This window comes from uncultured Aquimarina sp., assembly GCF_947495315.1.
GTDB lineage: Bacteria > Bacteroidota > Bacteroidia > Flavobacteriales > Flavobacteriaceae > Aquimarina.
In genome coordinates this window covers 89,302-101,271 of record NZ_CANLYD010000018.1, presented here as the reverse complement: position 1 = coordinate 101,271, position 11,970 = coordinate 89,302, and the positions used below count along the sequence as shown (strand labels likewise).

Annotated in this window: 16 protein-coding genes; 4 read left to right on the top strand and 12 right to left on the bottom strand. The window is 32.7% G+C overall.

Annotation, left to right across the window (positions count from 1 at the left end; translation table 11 throughout):
• Positions 1–22: 22 nt before the first annotated feature.
• Positions 23–1,150 (top strand): hypothetical protein, encoded by a 1,128-nt coding sequence (locus tag Q0910_RS24370; protein ID WP_299222532.1) that lies wholly within the window; start codon positions 23–25, stop codon positions 1,148–1,150.
• Positions 1,122–1,967 carry a hypothetical protein gene (locus Q0910_RS24365; RefSeq protein WP_299222531.1) on the top strand — a complete coding sequence of 282 codons (846 nt, stop codon included), beginning with the start codon at positions 1,122–1,124 and terminating at the stop codon, positions 1,965–1,967. The genes Q0910_RS24370 and Q0910_RS24365 overlap by 29 nt, the downstream gene beginning before the upstream one ends.
• Before the next feature lie 288 nt (positions 1,968–2,255).
• Here Q0910_RS24365 and Q0910_RS24360 read toward each other — a convergent pair whose 3' ends face one another.
• Positions 2,256–2,825 (bottom strand): DUF4251 domain-containing protein, encoded by a 570-nt coding sequence (locus tag Q0910_RS24360; protein WP_299222529.1) that lies wholly within the window; start codon positions 2,823–2,825, stop codon positions 2,256–2,258.
• A gap of 237 nt (positions 2,826–3,062) precedes the next feature.
• Between Q0910_RS24360 and Q0910_RS24355 the strand changes: the two genes are divergently transcribed.
• Positions 3,063–4,286 carry a multidrug effflux MFS transporter gene (locus Q0910_RS24355; RefSeq protein ID WP_299222528.1) on the top strand — a complete coding sequence of 408 codons (1,224 nt, stop codon included), beginning with the start codon at positions 3,063–3,065 and terminating at the stop codon, positions 4,284–4,286.
• 3 nt (positions 4,287–4,289) lie between these two features.
• Here Q0910_RS24355 and Q0910_RS24350 read toward each other — a convergent pair whose 3' ends face one another.
• Positions 4,290–4,472: a hypothetical protein gene (locus tag Q0910_RS24350; RefSeq protein WP_299222526.1), complete on the bottom strand. Its 183-nt coding sequence runs from the start codon at positions 4,470–4,472 to the stop codon at positions 4,290–4,292.
• A gap of 198 nt (positions 4,473–4,670) precedes the next feature.
• On the opposite strand from Q0910_RS24350, the gene Q0910_RS24345 reads away from it, so the two are divergent.
• Positions 4,671–5,276 carry a YceI family protein gene (locus tag Q0910_RS24345; RefSeq protein ID WP_299222524.1) on the top strand — a complete coding sequence of 202 codons (606 nt, stop codon included), beginning with the start codon at positions 4,671–4,673 and terminating at the stop codon, positions 5,274–5,276.
• Between the two features lie 5 nt (positions 5,277–5,281).
• Here Q0910_RS24345 and Q0910_RS24340 read toward each other — a convergent pair whose 3' ends face one another.
• The 10 genes from Q0910_RS24340 to Q0910_RS24295 form a co-directional block, all read right to left on the bottom strand.
• Positions 5,282–5,425, bottom strand: coding sequence for a hypothetical protein (locus Q0910_RS24340; protein WP_299222522.1), 144 nt, complete (start codon positions 5,423–5,425; stop codon positions 5,282–5,284).
• A gap of 325 nt (positions 5,426–5,750) precedes the next feature.
• Complete coding sequence (locus tag Q0910_RS24335) at positions 5,751–6,293, bottom strand: 4'-phosphopantetheinyl transferase superfamily protein (RefSeq protein ID WP_299222520.1); 543 nt, start codon at positions 6,291–6,293, stop codon at positions 5,751–5,753.
• A complete protein-coding gene (locus Q0910_RS24330) occupies positions 6,290–6,544 on the bottom strand; it encodes a phosphopantetheine-binding protein (RefSeq protein WP_299222596.1) in 255 nt (84 codons plus the stop codon). The genes Q0910_RS24335 and Q0910_RS24330 overlap by 4 nt, the downstream gene beginning before the upstream one ends.
• 10 nt (positions 6,545–6,554) lie before the next feature.
• Positions 6,555–7,832 carry a beta-ketoacyl-[acyl-carrier-protein] synthase family protein gene (locus Q0910_RS24325; RefSeq protein WP_299222518.1) on the bottom strand — a complete coding sequence of 426 codons (1,278 nt, stop codon included), beginning with the start codon at positions 7,830–7,832 and terminating at the stop codon, positions 6,555–6,557.
• Positions 7,825–8,034 (bottom strand): hypothetical protein, encoded by a 210-nt coding sequence (locus Q0910_RS24320; protein WP_299222517.1) that lies wholly within the window; start codon positions 8,032–8,034, stop codon positions 7,825–7,827. Before Q0910_RS24320 ends, Q0910_RS24325 begins: the two co-directional genes overlap by 8 nt.
• 12 nt (positions 8,035–8,046) lie before the next feature.
• A complete protein-coding gene (locus Q0910_RS24315; RefSeq protein ID WP_299222515.1) occupies positions 8,047–8,478 on the bottom strand; it encodes a 3-hydroxyacyl-ACP dehydratase FabZ family protein in 432 nt (143 codons plus the stop codon).
• A 14-nt stretch (positions 8,479–8,492) separates the two neighbouring features.
• A complete protein-coding gene (locus Q0910_RS24310) occupies positions 8,493–8,975 on the bottom strand; it encodes a hypothetical protein (RefSeq protein ID WP_299222513.1) in 483 nt (160 codons plus the stop codon).
• Positions 8,976–9,019: 44 nt separating this feature from the next.
• Entirely contained in the window at positions 9,020–10,072 is a 1,053-nt protein-coding gene (locus Q0910_RS24305) for a type III polyketide synthase (protein WP_299222511.1), read from the bottom strand.
• Positions 10,073–10,090: 18 nt separating this feature from the next.
• Positions 10,091–10,801 (bottom strand): methyltransferase domain-containing protein, encoded by a 711-nt coding sequence (locus tag Q0910_RS24300; protein ID WP_299222509.1) that lies wholly within the window; start codon positions 10,799–10,801, stop codon positions 10,091–10,093.
• The gene (locus Q0910_RS24295) at positions 10,795–11,922 is read right to left on the bottom strand and encodes an NAD(P)/FAD-dependent oxidoreductase (RefSeq protein WP_299222508.1); all 1,128 of its coding nucleotides are present in this window, start codon (positions 11,920–11,922) and stop codon (positions 10,795–10,797) included. The genes Q0910_RS24300 and Q0910_RS24295 overlap by 7 nt, the downstream gene beginning before the upstream one ends.
• Positions 11,923–11,970: the final 48 nt, after the last annotated feature.

Genomic DNA, 11,970 nt, shown 5'->3' with positions numbered 1-11,970 from the left:
TTGCAGAACCATTACGAACTAAATGAATCACAAATTACTTCTATTCTTTTTATGTGTTATCTGTTATTCCTGTAATGAGACCTCAGACAGTATTGAGCGCTTTTTTATCCCTCAAGGTGGCGGTAATAATGGTATTATCAACAAATACTACGTAAACATCTATCCAAAAAATCAACAGAGTAAAAAAACTATTCTTGATTATTCTTTGATTGAAAAAATTAATGATTCTATCTATCGTAAAGAAAGATATAGCCCTTCCTATCAATTACAATCATCCAAACAGTTTAGAATTGAAGGTAAAGATATTATAGAAATTAATTATGAACGATATTTTTTAGCTGATACATTAATAGCTTACTATCCTGATGATAGAACAATGACTTATGCAACCTTTGGAAAAGATACAGTTCATTATAAAGCAAATCTGAAAAATAAAGATTCTTTGTCTAGAGATATTCATCAGTCTACTACGATGATTAAAGACACTATCATACAAAACAAACCCGCTAAAATAGTAGAGCAAAATACCGCCAACATTACTGCTTTTGGAAAAATCTTTAGAGATACTCTACAATTACGTTCTCGTAGCATTTATGTTCAAGATTTGGGATTGTATTCATCTACTCTTATTACAGATAAGGATGTCGTAGAAAGAATTTTGGTAGAACAACTATTACCTTCAGAATTTGATAAACGGTCCAAACACGGTATACAACGTGTTGGCTACATCAACTTTGATAAGACTATTGATAAAGATAAAGAATTAGCTCTTTGCTTGCCTCATAAATTAATTGCTGATTACTATAATGGCGGAAATGATCGTGCAGGATTTATTGGTGGAAAAGGTAATCTAAAAAAGCTGATATACAGTAAACTGGACACTAACAAATTAAATAATGAATCAGGATACTTAACCTTTAGATTTGTTATTAACTGTAAAGGTATTGCCGGTAAATTCGTAACTGATGAATCGGCCGATTTTGATTATAATAAGAAACAGTTCTCTAAGGAAACAATAGCGCATTTGTATGACATTCTTTCTGGTGTGAAACAATGGAAACCAGTCATCATCAGAAACAAAAAGAGAGATTCATATTTCTATGTAACTTTTATTTTAAAAAATGGAGAGATTCAAGATATTTTACCGTAGTGTTCTTTGTAGTTTGTGGTTGATGAGTTCTTGTGCTAAACAACCAGAATTATATAAAAAAGAGTTTGATGAAGCGGAGTCAAAAAAATATGCTAAACAGTTTATAGAAGGATTGCATGGCTCCTACTATCAAGGTTCTCCCGAAGAACATTTTTTAATTGAAGAAGCTACAAATATGGATGCTACTTTTTCTGATTCGTATAGAGAAATGGGTGCTTCTAGAGTAAAAAGAGGCATCAATACTGAGGCGATGAAGAAATATGCCAAAGCCGTATCACTTGATCCAGAGTCTTGGCAAGGATATCGAGGATATTTATATTTATATTTTTATAGAGATTATGATAATGCTATTAAAGATTTTGATGAATTAGATGCGCTTACTCCAAATTTTGTAGATTATCCACAGTCCGAGAATATTGACTTTATGAGAGGTATAGCCTATATGATGAAAAAAGAATACCCTAAAGCTCGGGAGTATTTCGAAAAGTTTTTTGAACACGAGTCAAAATCCGGAGACTTAAATTATATAGAAAGTAGAGCTTTTATGTACTATGGCATTACTTATTTTGAAACTGGTGATTTAGAAAAAGCACTGGAAAAATTTGATTTAGGAATAAAGAATAACAAAAATGCTGATCTTTTTTATTGGAAGGCAAAAACGATGAGGGCTCTTAATAAAAAACCTTCAGAAATTTTGACTCTGCTAAAAACATCAAAAGAACTTTTATCGCAAGGATATAATAGTAGAAGACCTTATGTAGAAGAATTTTATCAAACTTACATTGAAGACATTGAGGATCTACAGAACAGCTTCTAAGTTTCTAGTAAATTGCATTAGGAAATACTTACCTACTACTTCCCTTCTTTTTTAAATATGAACAAATAACTACCTCGATGCAAGCATACAAGGTATTCAATGGAAAATAGTTTTAAAATTCCGAAGCAAGTTTCGAGGTATTAAACCTGAGATCCCGCTGAAAAAGCGGGATTAGTTCAACTATCTATTTTGAATGTATTGCTATGCAACTTTTCAAAACAGAGTTTTACTAACAAATAAGCAGTTTACTTATCCAATACTTGATTCAAAAAATCTAATAACTAACAATTAATTTATCACGACAGCACCATCAGTTTCTGGTACAGATACAGTTCCTCTGTATCGAATTGATGTTAGATGAGAGCTATTGATAGTAATACTGCTATCCCAATTAGGGTATAATGTAATAATCACTCGATAAGATTCACTATGATTCCTTACCGAAAACTTGATCATATGTCGTTGTCTTTTTTCATCTTTTGTTACTTGATACCGATCCGGTATTCCTTTAAAAACGATACCCCCATCATTGCCACCATATTGTCCAGCTAATTGTCGTTCCCCATAAAACGGTAAATCCATTGCAATACTATCTCCGTAAATTTTTACATAATTCGGATTTCCTATAAGATTAATACTATTCGTTGTACTTCCTAGAGGAAGTAATCCACTGTTAGCAATAGCGTTCATACTGGCTGTCGGCTGCGGATACAACCAATCTGATTCTATAGTAAATGCCTTCTTGGTAATCATTGCTTCTAAAGCTTCACTTTTTGCAGTTGGTTCTATTGTTTTTTTTACACTATTACATCCAATCAACATACCGCATATGATTAACATAAAAACTAAAATCCTCATCTATCTATCTTTTTGTTTTACAATAGTTTAACTATCAATTTCTATACCGTAATTTACGAATTTTATTCTTCAATATTGCATTGGTCATCTCTATTTTTGTAAGTTTTGGAATTGTAGGAGGCTCTATTTCCAGCGTATTCTAAAAAACCACTTACGAATTCTAAAGAAGTATCGACCTAAACTCAGCTACTAAATAAAGGTTAAATAGCAATGATGAATATTAGACTGTATTGCTAAATGAGCTACTTTTGCCGGATGCTCAAAAAGAAATACGCACAGTTAGAATTTATTGTACTAATGGCGTCGTTGATGTCTATTGTGGCTTTGGCGATTGATGCACTATTACCTGCATTAGATATTATAGGAATTAATATTGGTACAACCGAATTAGCGGACAATCAATTATTGATTACTATGATTTTTTTAGGTCTTGGTATAGGTCCGCTTATTTTCGGTCCTATTTCGGATAGTATTGGCAGAAAACCTGTAGTTTATATGGGTTTTACACTCTTTATTATTGCTAGTTTTATGTGTATTAACGCTACTAGTCTTAGCGTAATGATAGCTGGAAGAGTTCTACAAGGTATTGGACTTTCTGCTCCCAGAACGATTGCTATTGCTATGATTCGAGATATTTATAGTGGTGATTATATGGCGCGTATCATGTCATTTATCACTGTGGTTTTTATTTTAGTTCCTATCATTGCTCCAGCTTTAGGAAAATCCGTATTAGATCATTATAATTGGCAAGCAATATTTTATATTCAGTTAGTATTTAGTGGATTAGTATCCTTTTGGTTTTGGAAACGACAAACCGAAACCTTAGAAATTTCTAAACGAATTAAGTTTTCTTCTCATATTTTTATAGATGGAGTTAAAGAATTAGCAAAGTATAAAAACACCATCGGTTACACCCTTATTTCTGGTTTTATAGTAGGTTCTTTTTTGGTGTACCTTAGTAGCTCTCAACAAATTTTTGAACAGCAATATCAGCTCAAAGATGAGTTCCCCTATATTTTTGCATTATTGGCAATCTCTATTGGTACTGCTACTTTTTTGAATGGCACATTGGTCCTAAAATATGGAATGGAAAAACTAGTTTCTATTTCATTATACGCATTCTTTGGTATTTCATTATTATATATTGTCTTGTTTTATGGAGATACAAACCCTAGTGTAGTTATACTGTTGATTTTCTTTGGATTGCAATTTTTTTCGATAGGATTTTTATTCGGAAACTTAAGAGCTTTGGCTATGGAACCAGTAGGCCATATTGCAGGAATAGCAGCCGCATTAACGGGATTTATAAGCACAATAATGGCCGTTCCTATCAGTACTTACATAGGAAGATATGTTGAAAATACTGCGCTACCGTTATTTTTAGGTTTCTCGATTTGTGCAGCAATTTCTATTGGGATTCTACTATATCTAAAAGCTTCCATGAGAAAAGTGAAACAATAGCTTTTAGCTGGTAGCATCCTTATCACCTGTATTCTTGTTTCCGGAAACGGATAGTTCACCATTACCTGCGATAGCAAATTTATCTCTCTTGGATCCATACCCGAAATTAGAAGATCGACGATACTTGTTTTGGAAATCCGCAAACTTTCTTTTTGACCAGGATTTCTGTTTTTTTTGATTTTCCATATTTAAAATTTTATGGCTTAGTTACCTGATTGACAATCAATTTCCTTTCTAAGTTAGATTTTTTTTTAGAATTTCGTAGAAACGTTAACATCAAATTATAATTATTTACTCGATTTTCATCTATTTTACGATCGTCGATTTGCTAAAGCAGTTGGAACGATTCTTGATTCTCGGTATATCTATAAAACAATATATATTATGAAAACCTACGTTAATTTAATTCTTTTTTTACTCTTATTGATTCCTTTTGGATATGGACAATTTCCGGCTTCACCTTCTGATATCACTAATGTATCTGATGGTTATGTTGGCCACGAAGATGCTTTAATCAACGATGTTATTAAATTAGAGTTTGATAAGAAAAATGCCAAAATTTCTTTTGATTTTGTTTCTGAAGAGACTAATGGAACAATCAGCGGTTTGGATTTCAAGATATCTTTTAATCCAGAAGATCCTGATAATGCTTATTTTAAGGGAACTGCTCTTGTAAACACGTTAGACACAGATAACTTCTTAAGAGATGGTCATCTGATGTGGGAAAAGTTTTTTTATAAAAAGAAGCACCCCAAAATAGCTTTTGAAAGCAAAGAAGTAGTTCATTTCGGCGATAATAATTATAAAGTAATAGGAGACCTTACTATCAAAGGCGTTACTAAAGAAATTATTATTAATTTCACTCTAGATATTACCAAAAACTTCTTGGGTAAAACTACTATTCACACCAGTGATTTTGGTGTTAATATCCACGATGAGAGGGAGAAAAACAAACTAAATATTGTGTTTGATTTTCCCATTTTGAAGTAGAATTATTATAAATTCATACTATATGCTTTTGCTAATCTTTCTGAAGTTGTTATAAGTCCAGTATTTACAATATTGATTTCTCTTAAACGTGTAATTTTAATTTTGTCATTACGTTTTTCTTCCCCTTTAGTTATTAATTGCGTAATCATTTTGAGTTGTTTTTTGTGTATTCATTTTCCCTTAAACAAATATACACGCTATTCATAAACTATGTAAGGGTATAAATACGGTATTTTATTAGGGCAATACCCCTTATTCTTTTTAACCCAAATTATGTGTTAGAAAATCTGTAATATCTTTGAGCTACTACAAATCCTGACACTTCGTTAGATTTTTTAATTTAACTGTAGCGATACTTACGCTGAAATTAAGAAAACCACATTATTTATTGTATGCCAAAGCCTCACGAGGAAGTCATAACGTATAATCCGTGTTTAAATAAGAAAGGAAAGAAATTAGAAAATACTTTCAGAATTATAAATCAACTGTAAAAGCCGAAAACGATCCATGACTAGACAAAGAAATAGCTATATCCGTTATTTTATTATGAATTTTGACGCAAGGAATACCATTTCTATCCTTTTGTAAAGTTACAGCAGATAAATTCACATCCATTATATTGGCAATATAGTACACAAGTTTATTTTTGTACTGTAATGATTTATCAGTAAATACTTTTGAAACAAAATTCGTTTGATCCCTATATGCAATCGTATAAACGTAGTTTTCTGTTTGTTTTGAGACAGTTTGATAGCTATAATTATGCACTGTCACGTTAGAATCTGTACAAATAAAATCATATGGATTGTATTTAGGTGACAGCGAAAAAAGCCGTTGATGCGCCTTGTATGCAGCTTCTTTCATGCTCCATAACTTCCATACCATATGATTGGAATCTTCTGCATCCCAAATCCTATTTTGTTCTGATTCAGCAAAGATTTTTTGCAACCAACCTTTTCTCCTCCAATTACTTTGTACAGAAGCAAGTCTAAGGTCTACTATATCGTTACCAATCATTTAGCCGCTAATTTATCTTGAATTACCTCTATGGATGCCTTTACTGTAAGCATCTTATCCATGCCATCATTATCTATCTCGATACCAAATTCATCTTCAACATCTAGAATCACATCCACCAAGTTAGCAGAGTTAATCTCTAAATCCTCTATGAAGTTGGTGTCTTCAGACATATTTTGCAATCCTTCCTGGTTCTGCACATAAGGTTCTATAATAGTTTTTAATTTAGATAGTAATTCTTCTTTTGTCATGAAATTTTGATTATGAATATTTTTTAAATATAATACAAGCATTTACATCTCCAAATCCAAAACTAGCTTTTGCTGCAATTTGAAGAGGTTTAGTTATAGTTTTACTAGGAATCCGTTCTCTGTCTACCATAGCTGCAATTTCCGGATGTAAATCTTCGCAGTTAATATTTCCAAAAACAAAGTCTTCTTTTAATTGAAGTACTGTAGCAACACTTTCTATACTACCGGATGCTGCAAGGCAATGACCCACAAGGCTTTTTAATGAATTTATGTACGGAAAATCTTTTCCTTTTCTACCCAATGCATCACACCAATTCTCAATTTCCGTAGCATCTTTAGTGGTAGCAGTTAAATGACCATTGATCGTATCGATATCATTTGTTTCAATTCCAGAATTTATAACTGCTTGTCTGATGCATTCTTTTACGGCTATACTATTGGGAGCGGTCATACTACCACCATTTCGCTGACCACCACTGTTTACATGTCCTCCTAATATTTCCGCATACATGGTAGCTCCACGTTTCTGAGCATTTTCCAAACTTTCTACAACGAGCGCTCCTGCTCCACTTCCTGGCACAAAACCACTGGCTGTTGCACTCATTGGTCTTGAAGCTGCTGTAGGATTATCATTGTATTTATGAGGAAGAATTCTCATCGCATCAAAACCTCCCCAAACATATGGGCCACTATCACTGGTACTGCCTGCTAATATTATTTCTGCTTTACCGGATACAACACGATCATATGCCATTAAGATAGCTTCCGTACCCGTACTGCAAGCAGATGAATTAGTTGTAGTAATATTTCCGCAGCCTAGCATTCCGCCTAAAAAGGCACTAATACCACTTGCCATTGTTTGTATAACCGAAGTACTGCCTAACCTTCTTACGTTTCCAGCGTCGACTTTATAAATTGCTTCTCTAAACTTATCAACTCCCAATACTCCAGTTCCGAATATAATTCCTGCATCCCAAAGTGGATTTTCTGTTTTATCCGGGATTGTTAATCCAGCATCTTTCCACGCATCTAATCCAGCGATTACACCATATTCTATGCCTGAAGCATTCAATCCTTTTAGCTGGACAGTATTAAAGTAATTATTTAAATAATCATTTGTATACGATGGTTTTCCAGCAATTTGACAAGAAAACTTAAGTTGATTTAATTCATCTATATATTGTATGCCAGATGTGCCTGTTTTGATCGCATTGCTAAAATCTGAAACGTTCATTCCATTCGGTGCAACCACACCTAAGCCTGTTATGACGACTCGTTTTTTATCCATAAGATTTAGAAGAATTAATGATATTAATTATTTTTCTAAACTTATTTTCATGCTCAATTAGCTGTACAATGCTTCCCGAAACTTTATTAGCAACATGAATATTTTCTTTTCTCTTTTTGATATAAATAGGATCTTCTGACCAAGATTTTTTTATACCTTTCAGCTTAAGTACTAATTTAACTATTGAATATCTAAAACTCATAAACCAACTATTTTAAACAATCATTCCAGCAATTTCTCCTTTTGCAATTAATTTTTGTTCCTCATTAAACATTTCAACTTTACATTTCAGTTTATTGAACCTAAAATATTCCTTTTCTGATTTCACTAATACCTTTTCTCCTGGTAGAACAGATTTATAAAAATTGATTGTCGTACTGCTCATAGCAACTCCAATTGTGTTTTTATCTATTTGTTCTTTTAGAGTGAATATTCCTAAACACACTAAGCCAATCTGAGCCATAATCTCTGTTAAAATAACACCTGGCGTAATAGGATGATCTTTAAAATGACCTTGATAAAAATATTCATCAGGCTTTAATGTATAGCTCCCTTTTATACCATCCTCATCTACCTCTATAATTTCATCTACAAACAAAAAGGGAGTTTCATACGGTAATTTTTCTATGATTTGTTCTTTTGTCAAAGTCTTTATTTTTTTTAAAAAGCACATCCATTTGGTAATGGTGCTGTCGTTTCTAATTCACTTGCAAAGGTAGTTTCTAACGTTTCCTGACTAAATCCCACAGACACACTTCCTTTAAATACTACATTTCCATATCCTTGATTATTCATATGTGCTCTGATATATACTATCTTATCCTTAGCAATATTCACAGGACCGCCGGATCTTATAAAAGGTTGTTCGTTTACGTGGCTATGCCCTAATATTCTCCGATAGAGTAGCGTTCCATCTTCAGAAACGATTTCCCACCAATCTGCATATTGGTTACATCCTAAATCTGGGCTCTTTATTTCTACACTAAACGTATAATTATTCTCTTCTCCAGTCACAGAAACGTTCGTAACATCAGCATTAGCAGATGGTATTGAAATATCAGTTTCTATAGGCGAATCATCGTTTTTTGAACAAGCAGAAGCTGAGATTGTAAATAAAATAATACAAATCAATACATTCTTCATTTTTGTATAGTTTTAGTTAATACTAATTAAATCTACTTTATATTTTACCACTCTAATAATATTCTTTGTGCAGAGAATCCGGGACCAAAACTAAGCATAAGACCTGTTTCTCCTTTAGTCGGCTTTTTATTCATAAAACGCTCTAATACGTATAGAACAGTAGCGCTACTCATATTCCCATATTCTTGCAATACAGCCTTGGTATCATCAATATTCTTACCAAGATCTCCAAAAAGCCCTTCTACAGTCTGCACAATCTTTTTACCACCAGGATGAAAAATTAGATGATCAATTTCTTCTATTGTTTTTCCATGTTTTTGTAAAAAAGAATGTATTATATCTGGAAAATGTCTTGCTATCTTTTCAGGAACCTCTTTATCCAACACCATTTGTAATCCGCCATTTGTCAATTTAAATCCCATCATTGTCGTTGCATCATAAAAATGGTACATTTCGTCGGCAATGATTGTAGGGCCACTAGCCTCTTCTTCTGAAGAAAGCAACACACAAGCGGCCCCATCTCCAAAAATAGCAGCACTTACAATATTTACCATACTAAAATCAGTATGCTGAAACGTTGCAGTTGGTGATTCAATTGCAATTACTGCAGCTCTTTTACCTGGATTCGCTTGTAGAAAGTTTTTAGCATAGATCATCCCTGATACTCCCGCGGCACATCCCATTTCGGTAACAGGCAATCTTACAATATCTTGTCTAAGACCTAATTCATTAATAATATATGCATCCAAAGACGGAATCATAATTCCGGTACAGCTTACTGTGATAATATAATCTAGTGATTTTGGATCCCAATCTGCCTGATTCAAAGCTTTCTTGACTACAGAGTTTCCTAATTTTTTTACTTCGCGAATATGGATGTCATTCTTTTCCTCAAAAGAAGTTGCAGTAAAAACTTCTTCGATACTCATGATCCCATATCGCCTATCTACAGCGGCATTTTCAAAAATCTTAAGAACCTTTCGTCTAAAACGGTCTTCCTGACCTGTAAGCCATTGAGATACAAAAGGAAGTATTTCCTTTGTATCTCTAACATATTTTGGCAACTGTTTAGCAACCGTTATTATTTTTACACTCAATTTGTTTCCCTTTATTTTTTAATTTCTAATTACCCAACGATATCTAAACGCCCATTTCCAATCCAATTGATACACATTCAATTTTAATTCTTTTGCAAAACGTATTAATTCTTTTCTTTTGAAACCTCTTTTTACAGATACTAATCCATCATTTTTAGCTATATATCCTTTGATAAAAAAGTAGCTAAATATTTTGAATAAATAATAGGACCACTTGTTTCTATGGATATCATTAATAATTACCGCTTCAGAAACCAGCTCCAAACTCTTCCTAAGCACTCTTTTTATTTCTTCATCCTTAAAATGATGTAATGTTAGTGTACAAATGATGATATCACAATGAAAATCTTCTTTTTCTAATGTTAAAATATTCTTATTATGGAATTCTATCTCGTTATGTGAAGCACTTAATTCTCTTGCTTGTAACAGGCATTTTTCGTTATTATCGATTCCAATTAACCTTGCTTTTATTTCTTTTTTATTAAAACTATCGGCTAATTTTCTAAGCATTTCACCATCACCACAACCTAAGTCCATAATCACCAATTTCTTTGTACTCTGTCTTTTTTTTATTTCATCTAAAACTGCATTTATTGTAATATTATTTCCACCAAGTAATCGATTAACTCTAGAGATATCTTCTAATGCTATTCCTAGATCTTTCTCATTAACCTCGGGATCATCCATAAGTTCTGCTTCATTGCTTCGATATTCAAGATTTACTAGCATACTATAGGTTTTCCATGTGTTTGTTTTATAATTTTCGGAACAATTGAAGGAATGGTATTTGCAATTTTTTGCGCTACCTGCTGAAATCTATTGCTTAATAATACTTTCTGCAGTATTCTTCCTGCTCTTAATCTTTTAGAAAAAGTGCTATTCCATTGTTTAGTATATAGTTTTTCAATCTCATCAGAAGAATACATTTTCGAGCAATAATTCTCAACCAATAGCTCACATAAAATTTGCGAACTTTGGATTGCCATTGCCATTCCATTACCGCAGAGGGGATGAATCAATCCTGCTGCATCTCCTAACATAAAAATATGATTCTCTACAGGTTTTTTCTTGTCAAAATTAATCTGACTTATGGTAATAGGTTTCTCGAATACTGGCTCAGAGTTTTCAAAAAAGTCTTTTAGATGAGGGTTTTCATAAAGTACTTTATTTTCAAATTCCTTAATATTTTTATACTTCTTAAAACTTTTATAATTAACCAGATAACATGCATTTACAGTGTTATTCTCAACCAAAGACAATCCACAATAACCTCCATCAAAATTGTGTAATGCCACTGTTTTAGTATCAAAACTAGCTTTATAATGCGCTTTTACAGCTAACCATGGAGATTTTTTGTAACTAAAATCTCGTTTCAAGTTTTTGTCCAGGCCAGAACGTTTACCATAAGCTCCAATTACATAATCACTGGTTAACACATTATTGTTAGTAGTTAGCACCTGAAATGTCTTTTGATCATACTTTACATCCAAAACCTGATCATTTATCATTTGTACTCCTAAGCTTTTGGCCTTATTCCATAAATAATGATCTAATGCATACCTACTTATTCCAAAACCACCTAATGGAAGTTTACTTTTGATCATTTTTCCCTTTTGAGTACTAATATTCAATTCTGAAATTTTTACAGGCTTCAATTCATTCACGTTCACTCCCAAAAAATCGAGATATGATAGCACTTCATTAGAAATATATTCTCCACAAACTTTATGCTTCGGATATACATCTTTCTCGATAAGAGTGACAGAAATTTGAGCCTTAGCCAGATGAATAGCACTGGTTAGACCGGCTAAACCTCCACCGATGATTAGTATGTGTGTGTGACTATTCATTTATTGAAGATACATAAATTTTGAGCATAAAAAAATCCCGAATGTTAG